The following is a 22572-nucleotide window of genomic DNA, read 5'->3' as shown; positions in this document are numbered from 1 at the left end:
AATAGAATGCAACAATGGATATGCTTACGATATAACACATACTAGCTGCAGCGGTGTGATTACCAAGGGATACTGACGGTATAAGTACCAAGCGATTTTTACGTAATCACACTATCAATGTTGCCGCGCTTCAGCAAGCTTTGCCAACCGTAATGCAGTGGTATTCATGTTTTCCCTCAGCCAGATATTGCGAACGCCGCTAGCGTGTATATCGACGTTTCTTTCGGATTTGAGCAGTCTTGACACTCTGGATTGTCTCATGTGTGGATTGGCCAGTGAGAACTCGATAACCACTTCCTCAATGGCTCTATCAGTACGATTATTGTGATGAAGATCTGGCGCTTCCTGACGTTTTAGCGACTCGATTCCACCGTGTTTTATCAGTTTACGATGGCGGTAAATGGTATCGCGGGAGACGCCACTAGGTCGGGATGCTTCTGCCACATTTCCAAGCCTGTCAGCCAACGCTAATACCTCAAGCTTCTTCTGGATCTCATTGTCTTCCGAGGACAGTTTTTCAGGCTCAGTAACTTCTGTAACCTGTAGCTTTCGTCCGGCGAAGTAAGCTTCAAATCGCTTGTTTTTAGCTGTACGAATTTCAATTTTCTGGTTTGCGATTGAATGCTTTAGCGGAGAGTCGATGAAGTAGAGTTTTCCGCCGTAGCTAAACGTGTGGTCGTTGCGTATTTTTCGATAGACCTTGGTAATGCAGATATCATCAAGATTGGTGTAGCGTGGTAAAGGTGTGTATTCGGTGCCCGATGTTCTTGATTTTACAATCAGGTTCTTACGCCAGAACTGGGGAATGAAGACGTGTTGGAGGTAGCTGTTTGCACCCGTCATGTCAGTAATATTGTTGAGTCGTAACTCCGGAATCAACCTGTCTTGCAGGGTATCGAAGGCACGTTCAATCCTGCCTTTACCCTGAGGAGAACTGGCGAAGATGATTTCAATGCCCAGCTCCTCACAGGCCCGTTGCATCTGGGAGAAGTTGCAGCGTTTAGGGCCACCGAATATTCCGGCACGATCAACGTACAGGGTTTTAAAGACACCATATTTCTCAACGACTGAGCGCATTACTTTCATACACCCTTCAGTCGTTTCTGACGGAAAGAACTCGGCGTGGATATCGCTGTTGGCATCATCAATCATGGCGATTAAACACGACTTCTTATCGCCGAACCAACGATGTGTGCTGCCGTCCATTTGTAGCATTAATCCGGGCGATTCCATTCGCTCTCTGCGTTTGTGAACACGGCTACGCCTGCGCTTAGCCCGTTTTACATGATGTATATCATGTGCCCATTTGCGGAGTGTCTCGCGCTTAACAACGATATGTTCATGAGTCTCAAGCATCTCGGCAAGGTGCAACAGATTCAGATCATAATATTTCTCGCGGATTAGCGACTGGACTTGCTGTTTAAGCCTGTCAGGCGTTTTATTAACTGGCTCGCTGCCCGTATTTCCGTGAACAATGAACTGTAACCCTTGACTTCGGTAACGCTGCAAATAACGTTCAACAGTGCGTCTGGATTTATTGAGGAGCTTAGTGGCATTGGCTATCGTAATTTTACGCTCAGCCACTTTTGCAATGACATCAACTGTCAATTGAGCTTTGGAATTCAACACTATCATCCTTAGCGTTCCTCAAATGTACAAACAAAACATTCAAAGAACACGGTTAAAGATAACCGTCAATTTCCCTTGGTAATTAGCGACTACGACAGAATCGCGTGGTAATTAAAGTACGACAAAATCGCTTGGTGTTAACAATACTAGCTGCAGCGGCTCACATCTGATCTGACACTATTAATCGAAGGTCTAGACCAAAACTGACAGTCGCCTCAACTGACATTGCCAACGCTAACCTAGTAGTTTGCTACTCTGCTTTGATATGATGTTATTTGTGGGGGAGAGATCAGTCGAACTCTACTCTTCCGGAAAAACCAATAATCTTTCACTTCGCCAAATTCTGACTACCCTGACAGTCTGTTCTTCGCGCAAATAAACAATACGGAATGGAGGATGAATGAGCTCTCTAATCGATGGGGTATCCAGCTCTGGTACAACTCGTCCTAAATCAGGGTAAACCTTAAGCTTTTCAATATGAGCAATGATTTCTCTCTGAAACTTTTGTCCAATATGCTCGACTCCTTCAGAATCATAATGTTTTAAGATTGACTCGAGATCGCCAATAGCGGACTGAGTAAAAGAAACCTGCATTTATTCAATACCAAGCTTTTCCATTACTTCAGACAAAGGCAGTTCATTACCTTCTTTAACATCCATCATTCCTCTAGCAACAGCTCTCAAGAATGCCCTCTCTTCTTCATTTTTTTCATATTCTTCGAGTGCTTGGACTACGGCTACACCCCGTCCGCGGCTTGTTACGAGTACTGGCCTATGTGAGTTTTTTGTTTGGCTAACAACCTTTCCAGGATTAACTTTTAAGTCTTTGAGGGGTATTACGTCTTCTGAAAACTTTACACTCATAAGAAGGACTCATAACAGGTACTTTAGACAAGTCCTGTTATAACAGAGGTGATTTGCGTCTTCAACATCTACTAAGAAACTATGGTATTTACAGTTGACCGGTTTCAGCCCTTTTCGTTCCGCTCGCGATCACTGAAATCTGACCTTCTCCTTTCTGACTAAAGGAGCCGGATGGAGTATCAGGCTTGGTTAACCTCTAAAAATACTATTTGTCAGATGAAGTCTTAGCTAATCGCGTTTAGACACCTTCTCGCATTTTTGATTTTTCTTCTTATCTGCAGTGATCTGTCCACCACATGCTATAAATTGGGATGGCGTCATTTCATAATAGTCTCTAAAACACATTCCGAAGTATGAAGGTGAGCCGAAACCTAAATCAAATGCTACTTCAGATATATTACGAGAACTTAGAAGTTTCTTTGCTGCTTTCTTTAATCTGTATTGCTTAACAAAACTGGTAAAACTTAAACCTAAGAAGTCATTCAGTTTTCTGTTTATTTGCCTTTCTGTACAATTCATAATTTTCGCTGCAAAGTCTTTGTTAAAATTCGGATCTTTATAGTTTTGTTGTAGTAAAACAACAAGTTGCATATAAAACCGTTGGTCTTTTTCTTCATCAAATTCAGGCATGACGATATGCTCAAGGTCTATTACACTTTCAGCTTCAATTGGCTCAATACCCGGTAAATCAATGGGTTGCTTGAGTCTCATTTTGATGATTTGTTCAACTTTGAATTTAATCTCTGCAGCTTCGAAAGGCTTTAAGATGAAATCATCGGCTCTCTTACTAAGTGCGTTTATCTTTATACCCCTATCCGAGTTCGCAGAAATAATAATAATCGGAATGTTACTTGTAGGATCATTTTCCCTAATTTTACTAGTTAACTGTAGTCCGTTTAGTAAAGGTAAATCACTGTCTGCAATGATTAGGTTTGGCATCACTGTTTGAGCTATTTCTAGTGCCTCCTTGCCGTTTACACAGCGAATACAGTGATATGTTGGCTCAAACATGTCAGCGAGATAGTTACGAATATGAACCGATGAGTCAGCAATCAAAATTGATCTTTTATCAGCCATTGTAAGCACTTTAGCTTTCTGGCCAGTCTCATGTGATTCTGTAATTAAAGAAGTACTATCGAGAACTGCTATCTTGGTTGCATCCATATCAACACTTTCATCCTTTGATGTAGGAGGCGCAGCAAGATCAAACGTTACTTTGAACTCAGTTCCAACTCCAAGTGAACTTTCAACTTGAATAGCACCATTATTTGCTTCTAACTGTTCTTTTACTACTGCTAAACCTAGCCCACTTCCTTCAAGTTCTGAGTTATTATCAAGTTTCGAAAATCGATCAAAGATTCGATCAAGTTCACTTTCATGAATACCTTCACCTTGGTCAATTATTGAAATAACGACTTTTTCTCCTTTCTTTTTAAGAGACAAAGTAACTTCTGTATTGGGTGATGTGTACTTTATTGCATTCCCAATTAGATTTGAAAAAATCCGTTCAAAAGAGCTCTGATGTATTCTGATATATAAGCCTTTCCCACCTTTAATAGAAATTCTAACCCCTCGCTTTTTCGCTATTTGCTCAAAAGACTCCGAAAGACTTATGATAGCCACACGAACCTCTACAGTGACTTCAAATAATCGTTCATTCCCAACAAGACTTTCAATTTCTTCGAATTGTTCAATTAAGGAGTTGACTCGCTGAACCGTGTTAATAGATGAGTTAATGCTATCTTTGATGACTGATGGCTTGTTCGTTTGAATTGACTTGGTCAACCAACCCTGTAGGTGCGTTAGTGGTGTTCTTATCTCCGCTGATAAACTGGAGAACATAGATTTTTCTTTAACCAGCGCCTCCTTTAAACCTTTAAGCGCATCATTCAATGCAATCGTTCTCTCCGCTGCATAATCCTCAGCAAGTTGTATTTGTTTTTTCTTCGCTTGTTTCATCAAAAACAAAACTACAAAATAAATAAAAACAACCAATAAAAAGTAAATTAAGAAAGCCGTCTGTGTTAACCATATCGGCGGTAGAACCCTGATATTTGTAGAGTTTATGGGTTGCGCCTCTTTAGATTGGTAGTCTATTGCTCTAACTTGAAACTCGTAATCACCAAATGGGAGAGCTGAATAAGACGCGATGCTTGCACCTCGCTTGGCCAGTTGCCAATTTTCATTTAAACCGAGAAGTCTATACTCAAAATCCAAGTAATTGTGGTCTATAGGGTCAACAGCTGCAAAATGGATATCAAATTGATAGACATCACTTTTTATTTCAAATGAGAAATCCAGATTCTTGGAAGTTGCTGCATGACTTAAAACTGAGCCTGAATTGGGCATTGATCCTGAATAACTAATAAGCTTTTCAACGTAAACAGGGTTTGAAGAGGATAAAAGCACATTGAGCTCTTTAGTTAACTGATTGACATCCAAGATATATGAATGGTCGTCTCCCGTAACGACCAGATTGCCTCGTTTCGTAAACCTTAGTCCTTCATATTCAAAATCAATCTCATTTATGCCAATCCTACTATCTAATTTTTGAATCCAATTTCCACTCACATCAGACCTGTACAATCCCGAGTTAGTGGCGATCCAAAGATTACCGTTCGAATCTATAGCAATGTCTCTGATGAATCTAGAGGGTAGTAGGTCATTCAGCTTAGAACTAACTAACGAAGCACTTTCACTATCTAACACCTGTATTCCGAATCCACTCGTACAAAAGTAAATAGTTCCTGTAGGTGATTTTACAACACAGTCTATTGGAATATCTTCCGTTAAGCTCGATACATCATATTTGTGCCAAGTTTCGTAATTATTGGTTGAAAAAAGCCCCTTGTAATAATCTAGAGCAAATAAAGAATCTGAGGTCACAAAGATTTCGTTAGGGGAAAAGTCCAAATCGACTTCATTAAAGAATTGGTTTTCTCCTTTGTATAATTTCCCGTTCTCTGTGAGTGCTATAATACTGCCTGAAAACTCGTTGAGTTTTATAACTGAAGAATCTAACTCGTACGACCGAATTTGCTTATCTGAATATTCTGAAATTCTTACTAAATGTGAACTTGCTGTAACTAAATGATGCGAGTCATTTACCAAAAATAAATCCACTTCGCCTAAACTTGAATACTGGTTTATTGGTTCAATTTCTTGAGTTCCAATGTCATAAGCGAATAATTCAGTACCATCATGTAGAATTAATAATCCATTGAAATCTGCAATATTTTCTACTCGAAACTTGTGCCCATTAAATTTCATTTTGGTGAGATAGTCGAAACCTTTGGGTAGCCATAGAAACCCTGACTGGGGAGAAATTAAAATCGTAGTACCATTTTTTTGGTAGTATTGATGTACGTAAGAAAAACTATTGTCTGTATAAAAATTTTGAAATTTATTTACTAATTTTACTTTCTCTAACTGCGCGTCAATTAGATGGATATCTTTTGAAAATACAATAAAGTTGTCAGGATCTACAGACTCAATTTCGGTGACATTTTGACTCGTGAGACCAGTTATCACTTTACCAAATGACGTTCCGTCGAACTCTGCCTTGATTAACCCTTTACTGGTTGCAATAAATAGTGAGCCGCTATTAAAACGTTTTATTTTATTTACTGTGAATTTTTCTCCCAAGTGCTGCGATAAATCTAATTTTGTCTGAACTTTGGAGATTAGATTTAAGCTAGTTAAGCTATTACCATCTTGATACAACAAGCTTCCATTTAGCTCTAAGCTTGTGAAGGCATTTAAAGTCTCGTCAATGTATTCAACTTCAAGTTCACCATCTTTTCGCAACTTTATCCTGTTTACGGAATCAAACGCGCTAATTAGTACACCAAATTCATTCGAAAAATCTAGATCGTATATGAAAAGTAAATTATCAGGATTTAGCCTCGTAAATTTTAAATTATCTAGATTGTTGAGCTTCGAAACATGCAACCCATTGCCTGAAGTACCCACAAAAAGGTAATCTTGCGTTTCTAGGATGGCTGTAATTGGCACTTTTTGAGCAAACGATAGTATTTGATAATAAGCACCTTTGGTATAAACAAACAAACCATTTTCAGATCCGATCCAAATTCGATGGCCCCCATCAAAGGTTTCGTGAATTAGGCCAATCTCACCTTTATCTACTTCTCCAACACTGTCTGACAGCGACTTTGTTATAGCGTACCGCGTTGAAAGAACGAGCAAGAATACGAAAAAACTCCCTAATTTAACTACATTTATTATAAGTCGTCCCATACCTAATAGTTATTGTCCAAATCCTAGTATTCAAACAACCTCAGTTTATATTTAAATTTTCATGCACTTTATTTAATAAAAAGGATAGATTATGAAATGTCAAATCAAAAACAATCGTCTCGAAGAGTTAAGCGAGATTGATACCTCTCAAGTTAGTGGTGGAACATATGAAGAAGGTAATAATGATCTGCCAGATTGGACGGGATCTTACAGAGATGGCGAATGGTATTTCATTCCCGATCCCAAAAACAAAAAGACTAGACCAAGAGACTAGGCCAATAAGCAAAAAACCCAGCCGAAGCTGGGTTTTTTAGAATGGGAGTCTGGCGATGTGCTACTCTCACATGGGGAAACCCCACACTACCATCGCCGCTAACGTGTTTCACTTCTGAGTTCGGAATGGATTCAGGTGGTACCACGTCGCTATTGTCGCCAGACATAAACTGTTGGTGCAAATTCATGATGATTGCGAAGCTTTCATCGTGACATTTGCACAAGGAGGACTCACAGTACTCTCGAGGAGTATGCTAAGTCAGCCTTACTTAAATCTTAACTATTCGGAATCACTGATATCTTTAATCTAAGAGCGCGTTTTGTATGGTCTTACGATTGTCACCACAAACACATTAGGTGTTGTATGGTTAAGCCTCTCGGGCAATTAGTACAGGTTAGCTTAACGCCTTGCAACGCTTCCACACCCTGCCTATCAACGTCATCGTCTATAACAACCCTTCCAGGACTTACGTCCAGGGATGACTCATCTTGGGGCCGGCTTCCCGCTTAGATGCTTTCAGCGGTTATCCGTTCCGAACGTAGCTACCGGGCAATGCCTTTGGCAAAACAACCCGAACACCAGCGGTTCGTCCACTCCGGTCCTCTCGTACTAGGAGCAGCTCCCCTCAATCATCCAACGCCCACACCAGATAGGGACCGAACTGTCTCACGACGTTCTAAACCCAGCTCGCGTACCACTTTAAATGGCGAACAGCCATACCCTTGGGACCGACTTCAGCCCCAGGATGTGATGAGCCGACATCGAGGTGCCAAACACCGCCGTCGATATGAACTCTTGGGCGGTATCAGCCTGTTATCCCCGGAGTACCTTTTATCCGTTGAGCGATGGCCCTTCCATTCAGAACCACCGGATCACTATGACCTACTTTCGTACCTGCTCGACGTGTCTGTCTCGCAGTTAAGCTAGCTTATGCCATTGCACTAACCTCACGATGTCCGACCGTGATTAGCTAACCTTCGTGCTCCTCCGTTACTATTTGGGAGGAGACCGCCCCAGTCAAACTACCCACCAGACACTGTCCACACTCCGGATAACGGAGCAATGTTAGAACATCAAACATACAAGGGTGGTATTTCAAGGACGGCTCCACGTCATCTGGCGACAACGCTTCAAAGCCTCCCACCTATCCTACACATGTAGGGTCAATGTTCAGTGCCAAGCTGTAGTAAAGGTTCACGGGGTCTTTCCGTCTAGGTGCGGGTACACTGCATCTTCACAGCAATTTCAATTTCACTGAGTCTCGGGTGGAGACAGCGTGGCCATGGTTACACCATTCGTGCAGGTCGGAACTTACCCGACAAGGAATTTCGCTACCTTAGGACCGTTATAGTTACGGCCGCCGTTTACCGGGGCTTCGATCAAGAGCTTCGCTTACGCTAACCCCATCAATTAACCTTCCGGCACCGGGCAGGTGTCACACCGTATACGTCATCTTTCGATTTAGCACAGTGCTGTGTTTTTAATAAACAGTCCCAGCCACCTGGTCACTGCGACCCCCATCAGCTTACGGAGCAAGTCCTTCACTAACAGGGGCGTACCTTCTCCCGAAGTTACGGTACTATTTTGCCGAGTTCCTTCACCCGAGTTCTCTCAAGCGCCTTAGTATTCTCTACCTGACCACCTGTGTCGGTTTGGGGTACGGTTTATATAATCATAAGCTTAGAGGCTTTTCCTGGAAGCAGGGCATCAACCACTTCGTCACCGTAGTGACTCGTCTCGTGTCTCGGCCTTAGAAACCCGGATTTACCTAAGTTTCCAGCCTACTCACTTTCACGTGGACAACCAACGCCACGATGGCCTAGCCTTCTCCGTCCCCCCATCACTGATTATATAAGTACGGGAATATTAACCCGTTTCCCATCGACTACGCATTTCTGCCTCGCCTTAGGGGCCGACTTACCCTGCCCTGATTAGCATGGGACAGGAAACCTTGGTCTTCCGGCGTGGGGGTTTTTCACCCCCATTATCGTTACTCATGTCAGCATTCGCACTTGTGATATGTCCAGCATGCTTCTCAACACACCTTCATCCACTTACACAACGCTCCCCTACCCAGCGTACAAGTACGCTGCCGCAGCTTCGGTATATTGCTTAGCCCCGTTACATCTTCCGCGCAGGCCGACTCGACTAGTGAGCTATTACGCTTTCTTTAAAGGGTGGCTGCTTCTAAGCCAACCTCCTAGCTGTCTTAGCCTTCCCACATCGTTTCCCACTTAGCAATATTTTGGGACCTTAGCTGGCGGTCTGGGTTGTTTCCCTCTCCACGACGGACGTTAGCACCCGCCGTGTGTCTCCCGGATAGTTCTCATTGGTATTCGGAGTTTGCAAAGGGTTGGTAAGTCGGGATGACCCCCTAGCCTTAACAGTGCTCTACCCCCAATGGAATTCGTCCGAGGCTCTACCTAAATAGATTTCGGGGAGAACCAGCTATCTCCCGGTTTGATTGGCCTTTCACCCCCAGCCACAAGTCATCCCCTAACTTTTCAACGTTAGTGGGTTCGGTCCTCCAGTTGATGTTACTCAACCTTCAACCTGCCCATGGCTAGATCACCGGGTTTCGGGTCTATACCTAGCAACTAAACGCGCAGTTAACACTCGCTTTCGCTACGGCTCCCCTAGACGGTTAACCTTGCTACTAAATATAAGTCGCTGACCCATTATACAAAAGGTACGCAGTCACCCCGAAGGGCTCCCACTGCTTGTACGTATACGGTTTCAGGTTCTATTTCACTCCCCTCACAGGGGTTCTTTTCGCCTTTCCCTCACGGTACTACTTCACTATCGGTCAGTTAGGAGTATTTAGCCTTGGAGGATGGTCCCCCCATCTTCAGTCAAGATAACACGTGTCCCGACCTACTTAATATGACCTACTTGAACCTTCACATACGGGACTATCACCCTGTATCGTTGTGCTTCCCAACACATTCTGCTAATTCAAATAGATTCGGCTGCTCCCCGTTCGCTCGCCGCTACTAGGGGAATCTCAATTGATTTCTTTTCCTAAGGGTACTTAGATGTTTCAGTTCCCCTCGTTTGCCTCGTTAAGCTATGTATTCACTTAACGATACCGCCGAAACGGTGGGTTTCCCCATTCGGACATCTGTGGCTCAAATGCGTTTTGTCAGCTCACCACAGCTTTTCGCAGACTTACACGTCCTTCATCGCCTCTAACTGCCAAGGCATCCACCGTATACGCTTAGTCACTTAACCATACAACCCTAATATGTCTGCCTTTTGACTCCAGACTATCAGTGGCTCTCGCCAGGCTGTATTGTGACAATCGCTAATCACGTATGATTTTACTCATACCCATACAAGTTTCGCTTGAAAGAACCGTCATTTTATAAAATAACAATTCAATCAGTTACTCTTGGATTAAATTAATATCAGCTTTTCCAAATTGTTAAAGAACAAGTTTAAGGTAAGAACCTTAATCAATAAGCGTCTTATCGATTAAGACTCTCTATCTTTAATTTAATAACAAAACAATCTGTGTGAGCACTGCATCAAGTGCGTCCATCGACTTTAAGGTAAGGAGGTGATCCAACCCCAGGTTCCCCTAGGGTTACCTTGTTACGACTTCACCCCAGTCATGAAACACAAAGTGGTAACCGTCCTCCCGAAGGTTAGACTAGCTACTTCTTTTGCATCCCACTCCCATGGTGTGACGGGCGGTGTGTACAAGGCCCGGGAACGTATTCACCGCAGTATGCTGACCTGCGATTACTAGCGATTCCGACTTCATGGAGTCGAGTTGCAGACTCCAATCCGGACTACGATATGCTTTAAGGGGTCCGCTCCACATCACTGTCTCGCTTCCCTCTGTACATACCATTGTAGCACGTGTGTAGCCCTACACGTAAGGGCCATGATGACTTGACGTCGTCCCCACCTTCCTCCGGTTTGTCACCGGCAGTCTCCTTAAAGTGCCCAACTGAATGCTGGCAACTAAGGACAAGGGTTGCGCTCGTTGCGGGACTTAACCCAACATCTCACGACACGAGCTGACGACAGCCATGCAGCACCTGTGTCAGAGTTCCCGAAGGCACCAATCCATCTCTGGAAAGTTCTCTGCATGTCAAGTGTAGGTAAGGTTCTTCGCGTTGCATCGAATTAAACCACATGCTCCACCGCTTGTGCGGGCCCCCGTCAATTCATTTGAGTTTTAACCTTGCGGCCGTACTCCCCAGGCGGTCTACTTAGCGCGTTAGCTTCGCTACGCACGTATTAAATACACACACAGCTAGTAGACAGCGTTTACGGTGTGGACTACCAGGGTATCTAATCCTGTTCGCTACCCACACTTTCGCACATGAGCGTCAGTCTTTGGCCAGAGAGTCGCCTTCGCCACTGATGTTCCTCCAGATATCTACGCATTTCACCGCTACACCTGGAATTCCACTCCCCTCTCCAAAACTCTAGTCTGCCAGTTCTAAATGACCATCCCAGGTTGAGCCCGGGGCTTTCACATCTAGCTTAACAAACCGCCTGCGTGCGCTTTACGCCCAGTAATTCCGATTAACGCTTGCACCCTCCGTATTACCGCGGCTGCTGGCACGGAGTTAGCCGGTGCTTCTTCTGTTGCTAACGTCACAGCTAGCAGGTATTAACTACTAACCTTTCCTCACAACTGAAAGTGCTTTACAACCCGAAGGCCTTCTTCACACACGCGGCATGGCTGCATCAGGGTTTCCCCCATTGTGCAATATTCCCCACTGCTGCCTCCCGTAGGAGTCTGGACCGTGTCTCAGTTCCAGTGTGGCTGATCTTCCTCTCAGAACAGCTAGAGATCGTCGCCTTGGTGAGCCTTTACCTCACCAACTAGCTAATCTCACTTGGGCTTCTCTATAGGTGGGAGCCGAAGCCCCCTTTGGTCCGTAGACATTATGCGGTATTAGCCACCGTTTCCAGTGGTTATCCCCCTCCTAAAGGCAAATTCCCAAGCATTACTCACCCGTCCGCCACTCGTCAGCAACTAGCAAGCTAGTCCTGTTACCGTTCGACTTGCATGTGTTAGGCCTGCCGCCAGCGTTCAATCTGAGCCATGATCAAACTCTTCAATTGAATACTTGCGTCGTTTCTACGAATAGAAACTAAAAATAAATTGTCGTTGTGACACTCTTAACGAGTGCCCACACAGATTGTCTTGTTATAAATTGTTAAAGAACAAAGCAACTTTCGTTGCAGCTTAAGGCGCCTTAGTGACTCTCCTCAAGCGGGATGCGCATTCTACATTGTCGCATCCGGGAGTCAAGCATTTTTTTGAAATTTTATTTTCATCGACTTGCTTGAAACCCGCTTCAATTAAGGGGTTGCGTCAAATCATTGGCGTTGCCGTTGATTTGTTTATTTCGTCTTCCCGTTGAAGCGAGCGCGCATTCTACAGACCTAACTTCTCAGGTCAACCGCTTTTTTAAAAAAAGTTGAAAAAAATGGTTTTTCGACTGAATTACGCGCAAAAAGGTGAATTAAGATACAATCCCTCTACAACCGATTTACATAAACGCGGAGTTTTTATGCCAATTAAACCCTATAAAGGAATTACGCCAACGTTAGGTAAGAATAACTATATAGATGACAGCGCGGTTCTCTATGGCGATGTGGTTATGGGCGATGACGTTGGTATTTGGCCACTAGTTGCTGCACGCGGTGATGTGAATCATATTCGTATTGGTGATCGCTCCAATATACAAGATGGCAGCGTATTACATGTGACCAGAGTCTCGGACAAAAATCCAAAGGGATTCCCGTTAATTATTGGTGACGACGTAACCGTTGGGCACAAGTGCATGTTGCATGGGTGTGTATTGGGCAATCGAATCTTAGTCGGGATGGGTGCCATTGTTATGGATGGTGCAATAGTAGAGGATGATGTCTTTATTGGCGCGGGGACAGTAGTTCCGCCAAACAAGCGGTTGCGGTCCGGTTACCTTTATGTTGGTAACCCCATGGAAGAGAAACGTAAATTGAGTGAAGCAGAAGTCAACTTCTTAAAGCAGTCTGCACTCAACTATGTGAAATTAAAGGATGAGTATCTTGCAGAATAGTTAAACCATTTTAGCTCACGAATGCTGTTGGGCTGGCCAGAGTTAGAAAAAGCAGAGTGAGCAGGTTATGTTATGCGTTGAGCTTTTTAAATACTTCTATCTAATAATAGCTAGTCGTTAAGGGTTAATGGCAACCGCAGGCGAACGAAGTATTCCACCCAATTGCAATTAACTGTCGGTGTTTGGTTGATTGGTTGATTGGTTGATTGGTTGATTGGTTGATTGGTTGATTGGTTGATTGAGTAAAGCGTCTTACCTATCCAACTAACAAGCTACCTAATAGACTAAACTCGGGTCGCTACTTCAAAGGTGTTCCCGCAATTCACTAATAACAGGCTGAATATTTGGCATAAAATCAGTCCAAATTTTAAAACTCATTGCGGCTTGGCCCACCAGCATTCCCAAACCATCACTAATTTTTGCAGCGCCTGCCCCCTTCGCCCATTCTAAGAAAGAAGTCGGCTGACTCGCGTATACCATGTCGTAAACCAAATCGGCCTCTGCTACAACATTGGCAGATAGCGGTGGGATTTGATTATCCAAACTTAATGAAGTGGCATTGATCACGATATCGAAACTATTATCATCTATCGCATCAAAACTAGTGGCCATAAATGATAGTGATTGTTTAATTGTCTCGCCAATTTCCACCAGCTCTTGCGCTTTTTGTAAGGTTCGATTCGCAATAGTAATGGAATAAGGGTGTTGATTAATTAAGGCACGAATGACACCGCGCGCAGCGCCGCCAGCACCTAAAATGAGAATGGTTTTACCGTTCAAATCAACGTTTTGACGAGCAATGTCGTTAATGAGTCCTACACCATCGGTATTATAACCGGCTAGTGTACCGTCACTTAGTTTAGCGATGGTATTGACAGCCCCAGCTAACTTAGCTTCTTCACTGATCGTATTGACTAATCGACAGGCAAGTAACTTAAACGGTGCAGTCACATTACACCCTGTTGCTTGTTTGTCGGAAAAGAAACGCTGTACGTCATTGCAGAACTCTTCTTTGGTCGATAATTCTGCACTGTAATCGATTGTCAAATTCGCCTGATTAGCAAAGGCTCTATGAATGATTGGAGAGCGGCTTTGTTGGATAGGATTGCCAAAAACAGCGAACTTTTGCATCGAATACTATTAGTTGTGATGTTTATCGATAATCTACATGAAACCATACCAACAAAAAAGCTCCGCAAGCGGAGCTTTTTAAACATAACCGAAGAAATTTAGAATTTGTAACCAATTGAGATAGTGTATACCCACGGATCAATTGTCACACTTTCAATTTTGCCAATATCAGATCCACTAACTTTAAAGTCAGCTTCGGTTTCAATATCGATATAACGTACTGAAGCATTGATAAACATTTCGTCATTAATGAAGTAGTCTGCACCGACTTGAGCTGAAAAGCCAAAAGAGGCGTCTAGGTCAAGATCGGACACTACAGCCCCACCTGTAGCAGTTTCAATAACCCCTGCAGTAGCACCATTAAACTCTTCATCAAAGAATATTGTGTAATTTAGCCCGACACCAACATAAGGTTGGAATTTGGCCGCAGGGTCAGCAAAGAAGTAGTTCGCGGTGACTGTTGGTGGTAAATGCTTGGTGCTAGCTAAGTTTGTTCCGTCAGCTAGGTTGATATCATGACTAAACGGTGTGGCCGCGAGTACCTCAACATTCCAATGAGGAGTAAAGAAATACGCGATATTTAGACCTAACTGCGTATTATTGTCGACGTTTACACCACCCACAGTTTGACCGCCCAACGCGAAATCCGCTCCGCCCACTAGAATATTCGAGCTGCTGTCGTCCGGAGCAACCGTTGTTAATCCGCCTCTAACAAGGATGTCGCCTTTTTCATAAGCAAACGCGGCAGGGGTTAAGGTCAAAGCTGCTAACGCTAATGCAAGTGTGGTTTTTTTCATGTGTATTCTCTCTATGTTTATATCTGTTGCGGGCACTATAAACAGCCGCGGAGAAAAAAGATTGATCTAGAACAAGTCTCAAATCTCGCTTTCGAATCAACGTTTTACCCTTGATCCAAATCAATAAGTTAAGCAATGAAAGCAATGCGGTGAGTTGCTAGAGTTCGTTTAGGTTGAATTGGAAACCAGTGCTGTCAAACGAGGCTTGAGTGTGAGATTACTAAAGAAGTTGTTGAATGGTGTAGCTGAGTTGTAAGAGTACACTGTATGTAACGAGTAACTGCGGCTGAAGTCTTTTTGATAGCGATAGAAAACAGGTGTCTACGACACCCACTCGCGCGGCACTAAATAGGCTTGTAGTTTAGCTTCCGGAGAGTTAGCTTCGGGAGTATACATATATTCCCAGCGCGCCAACGGTGGCATTGACATCAATATTGACTCGGTTCTACCGCCACTTTGTAAGCCAAACAGTGTGCCGCGGTCGTAAACCAGATTAAACTCAACATAGCGCCCGCGACGGTACAGTTGAAACTGACGCTCACGCTCACCATAAGGACGGGCGTGGTTTTTTTCTACTATGGGTAAGTATGCATCCAGGTAGCCATTGCCAACTGCCTGCATAAACGCAAAGGATCGCTCAAACCCCCACTGATTAAGATCATCGAAAAATAGACCACCGACGCCACGGGTTTCGTTACGGTGGGGCAAGTAGAAATACTTGTCGCACCAGGCTTTATAGTCTGCATAGACATTATCGCCATATGGCGCGCATAAGCTCCTTGCAACGCTGTGCCAGTGTTGCACATCTTCATCTTGCGGATAGAATGGCGTTAAATCAAAGCCGCCGCCAAACCACCATATCGGTGCTGCCCCCTCTTTCTCTGCAACAAAAAAGCGTACATTTGCATGCGAAGTCGGAACGTAAGGATTATTAGGATGAATAACCAGCGATACTCCCATAGCCTGCCAATGACGCCCAGCTAATTCAGGTCGTGCTGAAGTGGCAGATGCTGGCATCTTGTCTCCAAACACATGAGAAAAGTTAACCCCCCCTTGCTCTATCACAGCGCCGCCTTTCAAAACGCGGGAACGACCGCCGCCCCCTTCTTCTCTTTGCCATTCGTCAACAACGAAGTCTTTGGTGCCGTCAATGCTAGATAGCCCGTCACAAATGGATGACTGTAGGCTCAACAAATACTGCTTTACGGCATCAATTTGATCTTGCGAAATCGGCTCTAACGAGGTGTTGGGTTGGCTGGACATACTACTCACTTATCGATTGCTTCTCGCCACACTGCGATTGTGGGCACACGAATTGGTTATCTATTTTTAATAAAATTGGCCATTGGCATTTTTTACACGGTCGCGATACCGGAGGATGATTCACAACATACTTACAGTTGGGATACTGATTGCAACTGTAAAAATGTTTACCAAAGCGATTGGTGCGTTTAACTAAATGGCCTTGGTGGCACTTAGGGCAATCAACCTGAGTATCCGCTTGTTGCTTCAAAGATTCAATGTGGTGGCATTCTGGCATATTCGTACAGCCTATAAATAGACCATAACGCCCTTTCTTCACCGCCAACTCATGACCACACTCAGGGCAAGATGATGCGTCTATGACTTTGACAACGTGAACCTCATTGTCGTGCAAGGGCTTTGTATATTCACAGGAGGGATAAGTAGAGCAGCCAATAAAAGCTCCACTTTTACCGCGCTTGACGACTAACGGTGCACCGCACTCGGGACAATCACCGAATGCGGCACTTAACGCATGACTCGCTGCACTGAAAAGTGCATGGTTGATTTTACTCACAGACAGCCTTGCGTTGTTTGATGACCTTAGCGATTAATGTAACACACCGCCACTTTCATCAAACAATAAATCTTCCATCTGCGCATAGGCGTTTTCTTTTCCTGGTACATTAAATAGCACCATCAAAACGACCCACTTTAAGTCTTCCAAGCAGAACTCAGCGGCATCAATTTCCATTACGCGATCGATAACCATTTCCCGCGTGGCGCCATCTAGAACATTCATTTGCTCAAGGAACAAAAGAAAGCCGCGACAGGTTGAATCCAAACGCATCTCTTCTTCATGGGTATACATCCGCATGGGTGAAGCCACATTGCCCTTCGCGAGATAAGGCTTAATGTCGGTTTCTTGCAGAGCCGCCAATTTTTCTAACCATGCTAGCGCTTTGTAGATTTCATCATGATGGAAACCGGCACGCACAAGCTCATCCGTCAACTCATCTTGGTCGACACAGATTTCGCTTTCACTGTGGATAAGGTTTTCAAACAGATACATGAGGATATCGAACATATTATTTTCCCCTCAATTTAACGTAGCCTCCGGGTGTGGAAGCAACGAGACCTCGCAACTCATATTCTAATAATGCTGCCATAACTTCGTGGACCGGCAGTTTGCTGCGTTCGGTAATGATGTCGATAGATGTGACATCAAACTCTACACTATCTAACAAATCTGGGGTTGCCAAGTCAGAAATGGGACTTTTTTTATCGGTTTCAATAGAAGGTTTCGGGGTTATATGGTTAAGCTCCTGAATTTCAATCAGAATATCCTCAATACAAGTCACCAGTTTTGCGCCTTGTTGGATCAAATAGTGACAACCCTGTGATTGCTCAGCTCGAATATTGGAAGGAATTGCCAAGACTTCGCGGTTTTGCTCCAAGGCATGACGAGCAGTAATAAGTGAGCCACTTTTTAACGCGGCCTCGACCACCAGCACACCTAAAGACAGTCCACTCACAATCCGGTTGCGGCGCGGAAAGTGCGACTTAGACGGTGCTACCCCGGGGTAATATTCACTGACTAATAAGCCTCCACACTCCAATACCTGCCGAAATAAATCCTGATTACGCTTTGGATACACTTGGTCAATTCCGCAACCCAGCACGCCTATCGTTGAGCCATGCCGTTCAAGCGCACCATTATGTGCCTGTTGATCAACCCCCAACGCCATTCCAGAAACAATGGTCAATCCTGCCTGGGCAAGCTCGCGTGCAAATTCAAAGGCCAAGTGCTTACCCGAGTAAGTGGGTTGCCGGCAGCCCACTATTGCCAGGCAGCGCTTTTCCAACAAGCCTAGATCGCCGTGTGCTAGCAAAACCAGCGGTGGCGAAGCAATTTCTTTTAATCGCACCGGATAAACGTCATCGTCTATCGTGACAACCCATCGATTCCTTTGCGGCTGATGCCAGTCGAAAGCAGCGGCTACAGCTGCAGGTGTCGAGCTGCCCTGAATGATCGCAATATGCGAGCGGGAAAACCCACAGGCTTGCAATTCTTGCTTTGACAGCTTAGCCAAGCCTGTAACAGTGTATCCTGTTGCTGCATGTAAGGTAGCCCACTTATGAGCGCCAAATGAGTAACTAAAGGCGAGTCGCAGGTAAGCGTTACGTTCTGTATCACTTACCCATTGGTGATCATGTGGCAAGCCTCCTCCTTGAGACTCTCTCAGATTGATTTAGGGTTTTGCGACAAGCGCTCCGTTTTTGATGAGTTCACTCGCTCGCGTGATAATTGCATAACTGGCTTTATCGAATGTTTTAAATACAATCAACTCACCAATCTTCACCGCCGGCTGCTGAATCGTCGAGCCGTCTTGAAACGCGCCTTTCAGTAGGCTGGATTCACCTTCGTATTTAGGGTCTTCACCATCATAGATATCGGGACCTTGCAGATAAATACCCATCACCGTACCAGCACTGATATTGTCAGCACCGATATCGATGATGACTACGTCATGTTTTCCCAGTAGATCCCGCTGGTGTAAATTACCCACCACCTCTGCGCGTTGACGTTCGCCTGCGGGAACCAGCTCCATATCTTGAGGCTCTATTTTTTCTGCCGTGTATAAACGGTCACCTCGCATCGCTTCATAATTACTTTGTTTTACCCGTACCATCCACTCGCTATCGGGTTGTGTCTCTGTAAGGGTGCCGTCAGCCACATGACGCACCTGCAAGCCAATGGGGTTACCAAACCGGTCAAACACTTCGTTCTGTTGACGCACAATGACGTATTCGCTGGCAGAACGACCTTTGGCTTTGGCTAGAACAACATCATCATTAACAAAGCGAATATCGCCAAAACTATTCCCGAGAATATGTGGCAAGCGCTCATACTCAGCTTCAGACAAAATCATATCATTATTCAAATAGGGTGAAATAACGCTCCAAGGAAGCAATGGAATTGCACCCGTTTTGGTGGATCGACTGGCGCTTGGCGACAATGTCACCACACGCTTATCAGGCCGGTCAACAACCAACATGGGTACACCGTCTTGCCATTGAAGAGTTAAAACGTCACCCGGGTAAATTAAATGCGGATTCAGGATCTGCGTATTTGTGCGCCATAACTCAGGCCATAGCCAAGGCTTTTCCAGAAACAGATTAGAAATGTCCCACAGGGTGTCGCCCTGCTTAACTTCGTATTGCTCAGGCGCACTGTCTTTCACTTGAACTTCTTGTGCAAAGCACCACATTGGTAGAAAGACCAATAACGCTAAGACTTTCAAACTTGGTTTAAACATACCTTCCCCATGAGGTTGTAATTTAATCCATTACCGGATGTTCATTAATTGGTTATCGGGCAATCGCGCTAATACCTAAGAAAGCTCGCACCCAATTACCGTTATGCGTTAGAATAATAGTGTTTTAACCCCTGTAAAGCGTGTTATGCCACGTTTAGTATAGGAATTGATACTGAATTAAAGTGTAGTTGAAAAATATCATGGCAATATTAGAAGTTTTAAGTTTTCCCGATGAACGCTTGCGCACCGTCGCTGAACCCGTAGCAGCCGTAGACGATGACATTAAGCAATTAGTTGCCGACATGTTCGAAACTATGCGCGAGGAAAACGGTATCGGACTTGCTGCAACGCAGGTGAACGTGCACAAGCGTGTAGTCGTGATGGATGTCTCTGAGGAGCAAAATGAACCGCGCGTATTTATCAATCCTGAGATTATTGAAAAGAAGGGTTCGACAGTCAGCGAAGAAGGCTGTTTATCTGTGCCGGGAAATTACGCTAAAGTTGACCGCGCGGAGTGGGTAAAGGTTCGCGCTTTGGACGGGAATGGAGATACCTTTGAGCTAGAGGCCGATGGCTTGCTGGCAATTTGTATCCAACATGAACTGGATCACCTAAAAGGGGTGTTGTTTGTCGACTATTTATCTCCGCTAAAGCGCCAGCGAATTCGGAAGAAATTAGAAAAAGAAGCGCGTTTAGCGGCGCGAGCCTAAAATCTCAGAGGAATAAGCCATTGCGCGTTATTTTTGCCGGCACACCAGATTTTGCAGCCACTCATCTACAGGCTTTGCTGGATTCTGACCATGAAGTAGTGGCGGTGTATACCCAACCAGACCGCCCTGCCGGTCGTGGTAAGAAATTGCAGGCTAGTCCTGTAAAACAACTAGCAGAAACCAACCATATTCCCGTGCATCAACCCACCAGTTTAAAAAGCTTGGAGGCACAACAACAATTAGCCGAAATCCCCTGCGACATTATGGTCGTTGTTGCCTATGGTTTGTTGCTTCCAAAGGCCGTTCTCGATATTCCACCTTTGGGTTGCGTCAATGTCCATGGCTCAATTCTGCCACGTTGGCGTGGCGCCGCTCCTATCCAGCGCGCCATTTGGGCGGGTGACGCTGAAAGCGGCGTGACCATAATGCAAATGGACGAAGGTTTAGACACAGGGCCAATGTTGCATATTCAAACGACGCCAATCAGCAATGAGGAGACTAGCGCATCGTTGTATGACCGGCTTGCTAAGATTGGCCCGCAAGCACTCATTCATTGCCTTGATGAGTTTTCAACGCTTACCCCCGTGCCGCAAGACGAGGATCTTGCGACCTACGCGAAGAAATTAAGTAAGCAAGAAGCTCGTCTTGATTGGTCATTATCAGCTGCACAACTAGAGCGCAATGTGCGAGCCTTCAACCCATGGCCAGGTGCATGGTTCGAAATTGGTGATGTCGCACTCAAAGTTTGGGCCGCCTCCACCCTTGAAGACGAAAATAATTATAGCCCTGGATCGATAGTGAGCGCCAACAAACAGAGTGTTAACATCGCCACTGCAGACGGGATTTTTTGTATCTCGGAGTTACAGATCCCAGGTAAAAAGCGGGCGCATGTGAGTGATGTTCTCAATGCTAAAGGCGATTGGTTTAAACCCGGAACTCAACTGTCGTGACCTCACCAAAAATTGGCCGCATGCTTCGCGCAGATAGTGCGAAAATACTTTTTACGATCTTGGAGCAAAATAAATCAAGTCGTGGGCTACTTAACGAAGTGCAGCAACGATACCGAGATCCCCGCGACAAAGCGTGGCTACAAGAAATGGTGTTTGGCGTATTACGACAATTACCAACGTTGCAGTTTTGGTTGCGCCAGCTGTTAGAAAAACCATTGAAGGGCAATAAAAAGGTCATCGAACACCTTTTATTGGTTGGTCTATATCAACTTGCGTTTTCTCGAGTCCCGGCACATGCAGCAATTGGCGAAACAGTAAATGCCTGCCAAAGTCTTAATGCAGGTGGTTTAAAAGGCTTAGTGAATGCTATTTTACGCGAGTTTCAGCGCGGCAACCTAGTTCAACAAAAACCCAGTGGGGCGGCGGCGCAAGTAGGGCTTCCTAATTGGCTATACAAGCAAATTATCGCAGCCTACCCGACCCGAGCGGAAACGATTGTAGAGCAAATGAATACCCGAGCACCGCTATGGTTACGGGTAAATCGTCAACAAAACACACGTGAAGAATATAGTCAGCGCTTGGTAGCTCAGGGCATACCTTTCACTTTACCGCCGGACCACGCAGATGGGATCATCTTGGAGCAGAACGTTGAAGTCACTGCGTTGCCAGGCTACAGCGAAGGACTATTTGCGGTACAGGATGGTGCGGCTCAACTTGCGGTGGACTATTTGCAACCACCAGCCCACTCTCGTGTATTAGACTGCTGTGCTGCGCCAGGCGGAAAAACCTGTCACATGCTTGAGCGCGAGCCTACGCTTATCTGCACTGCCATCGATAATGACTCAGCTCGGTTACTGCGTGTAAAAGAAAATTTGCAACGCCTGCAACTACAGGCACAGGTCGTTTGTGCTGATGCCGCGAACTTGGTTGAGTGGTGGGACAAGCAACCTTTTGATGCCATTTTGCTCGATGCCCCCTGCTCTGCAACCGGAGTCATTCGTCGTCATCCGGATATACGCTGGCTTCGCCAAGCCACCGATATTGATGCTTTGGTGCATCTGCAACAAGTATTACTAACCCGCTTATGGCAAACCTTACGTCCCGGTGGGGTAATGCTCTATGCAACCTGCAGTATTTTGCCGCAAGAAAATAACCAACAAGTCGAACAGTTTCTGGCGATAACTCCAGACGCATCATTGTGCACCGCAACCCATGGCGAGAGTGTTGGCCGACAAATACTGCCTGGAGAAGGTCAAATGGATGGCTTCTATTACGCTAGACTGATAAAGTCAAAACTTAATAATAAGAATAATCCTACTGGTGAGTAGTC

The 22572-nt window shown here is 44.8% G+C and carries 16 protein-coding genes and 3 rRNA genes; 5 read left to right on the top strand and 14 right to left on the bottom strand.

Annotated features, from left to right (window positions below):
- Positions 1-114 precede the first annotated feature (114 nt).
- The 4 genes from AC121Z_RS00175 to AC121Z_RS00160 all read right to left on the bottom strand — a co-directional run bounded on the left by AC121Z_RS00175 (position 115) and on the right by AC121Z_RS00160 (position 6750).
- A complete protein-coding gene (locus AC121Z_RS00175; protein ID WP_498125632.1) occupies positions 115-1635 on the bottom strand; it encodes an ISNCY family transposase in 1521 nt (506 codons plus the stop codon).
- 294 nt (positions 1636-1929) lie between these two features.
- Positions 1930-2223, bottom strand: a complete 294-nt coding sequence (locus tag AC121Z_RS00170; RefSeq protein WP_498125631.1) for a type II toxin-antitoxin system RelE/ParE family toxin — start codon at positions 2221-2223, stop codon at positions 1930-1932.
- Positions 2224-2493 (bottom strand): type II toxin-antitoxin system Phd/YefM family antitoxin, encoded by a 270-nt coding sequence (locus tag AC121Z_RS00165; RefSeq protein WP_498125630.1) that lies wholly within the window; start codon positions 2491-2493, stop codon positions 2224-2226.
- Positions 2494-2721: 228 nt separating this feature from the next.
- Positions 2722-6750: an ATP-binding protein gene (locus tag AC121Z_RS00160; protein WP_498125629.1), complete on the bottom strand. Its 4029-nt coding sequence runs from the start codon at positions 6748-6750 to the stop codon at positions 2722-2724.
- Between the two features lie 91 nt (positions 6751-6841).
- Here AC121Z_RS00160 and AC121Z_RS00155 point away from each other — a divergent pair, with 91 nt between their 5' ends.
- Complete coding sequence (locus AC121Z_RS00155; protein ID WP_498125628.1) at positions 6842-7024, top strand: hypothetical protein; 183 nt, start codon at positions 6842-6844, stop codon at positions 7022-7024.
- A 47-nt stretch (positions 7025-7071) separates the two neighbouring features.
- On the opposite strand, the gene rrf is transcribed toward AC121Z_RS00155, so the two are convergent.
- From rrf to AC121Z_RS00140, 3 genes are all read right to left on the bottom strand, one after another.
- Positions 7072-7187 (bottom strand): 5S ribosomal RNA (gene rrf / locus AC121Z_RS00150).
- Between the two features lie 200 nt (positions 7188-7387).
- A 23S ribosomal RNA gene (locus AC121Z_RS00145) occupies positions 7388-10255 on the bottom strand.
- Between the two features lie 321 nt (positions 10256-10576).
- A 16S ribosomal RNA gene (locus AC121Z_RS00140) occupies positions 10577-12109 on the bottom strand.
- The 16S, 23S and 5S rRNA genes sit together here, the layout of an rRNA operon.
- A 452-nt stretch (positions 12110-12561) precedes the next feature.
- On the opposite strand from AC121Z_RS00140, the gene AC121Z_RS00135 reads away from it, so the two are divergent.
- A complete protein-coding gene (locus tag AC121Z_RS00135) occupies positions 12562-13092 on the top strand; it encodes a gamma carbonic anhydrase family protein (protein WP_498125627.1) in 531 nt (176 codons plus the stop codon).
- Positions 13093-13395: 303 nt separating this feature from the next.
- On the opposite strand, the gene aroE is transcribed toward AC121Z_RS00135, so the two are convergent.
- The 7 genes from aroE to AC121Z_RS00100 form a co-directional block, all read right to left on the bottom strand.
- Positions 13396-14223 carry a shikimate dehydrogenase gene (aroE, locus tag AC121Z_RS00130; protein WP_498125626.1) on the bottom strand — a complete coding sequence of 276 codons (828 nt, stop codon included), beginning with the start codon at positions 14221-14223 and terminating at the stop codon, positions 13396-13398.
- A 98-nt stretch (positions 14224-14321) separates the two neighbouring features.
- Positions 14322-15020, bottom strand: coding sequence for an OmpW family outer membrane protein (locus AC121Z_RS00125; RefSeq protein WP_498125625.1), 699 nt, complete (start codon positions 15018-15020; stop codon positions 14322-14324).
- Positions 15021-15341: 321 nt separating this feature from the next.
- Positions 15342-16283 (bottom strand): oxygen-dependent coproporphyrinogen oxidase, encoded by a 942-nt coding sequence (gene hemF / locus AC121Z_RS00120; RefSeq protein ID WP_498128302.1) that lies wholly within the window; start codon positions 16281-16283, stop codon positions 15342-15344.
- Position 16284: 1 nt separating this feature from the next.
- A complete protein-coding gene (locus AC121Z_RS00115; protein ID WP_498125624.1) occupies positions 16285-16839 on the bottom strand; it encodes a DNA topoisomerase family protein in 555 nt (184 codons plus the stop codon).
- Positions 16840-16872: 33 nt separating this feature from the next.
- Positions 16873-17349 (bottom strand): DUF494 family protein, encoded by a 477-nt coding sequence (locus AC121Z_RS00110; RefSeq protein WP_100657524.1) that lies wholly within the window; start codon positions 17347-17349, stop codon positions 16873-16875.
- Position 17350: 1 nt separating this feature from the next.
- Positions 17351-18484 (bottom strand): DNA-processing protein DprA, encoded by a 1134-nt coding sequence (gene dprA / locus AC121Z_RS00105; protein ID WP_498125623.1) that lies wholly within the window; start codon positions 18482-18484, stop codon positions 17351-17353.
- Positions 18485-18514: 30 nt separating this feature from the next.
- Positions 18515-19582, bottom strand: a complete 1068-nt coding sequence (locus tag AC121Z_RS00100) for a LysM peptidoglycan-binding domain-containing protein (protein WP_498125622.1) — start codon at positions 19580-19582, stop codon at positions 18515-18517.
- 200 nt (positions 19583-19782) lie between these two features.
- On the opposite strand from AC121Z_RS00100, the gene def reads away from it, so the two are divergent.
- From def to rsmB, 3 genes are read left to right on the top strand one after another with little or no spacing between them, the layout of a single operon-like run.
- Complete coding sequence (def, locus tag AC121Z_RS00095; RefSeq protein WP_498125621.1) at positions 19783-20292, top strand: peptide deformylase; 510 nt, start codon at positions 19783-19785, stop codon at positions 20290-20292.
- A gap of 20 nt (positions 20293-20312) precedes the next feature.
- A complete protein-coding gene (fmt, locus tag AC121Z_RS00090) occupies positions 20313-21242 on the top strand; it encodes a methionyl-tRNA formyltransferase (RefSeq protein WP_498125620.1) in 930 nt (309 codons plus the stop codon).
- Positions 21243-21262: 20 nt separating this feature from the next.
- A complete protein-coding gene (gene rsmB / locus AC121Z_RS00085) occupies positions 21263-22570 on the top strand; it encodes a 16S rRNA (cytosine(967)-C(5))-methyltransferase RsmB (protein ID WP_498128300.1) in 1308 nt (435 codons plus the stop codon).
- The last annotated feature ends 2 nt before the right edge of the window (positions 22571-22572 follow it).

It is taken from the genome of Alteromonas sp. DYW1 (assembly GCF_059752595.1).
The sequence above is the reverse complement of the archived record's forward strand: the minus strand, read 5'-3'. Positions and strand labels throughout refer to the sequence as shown.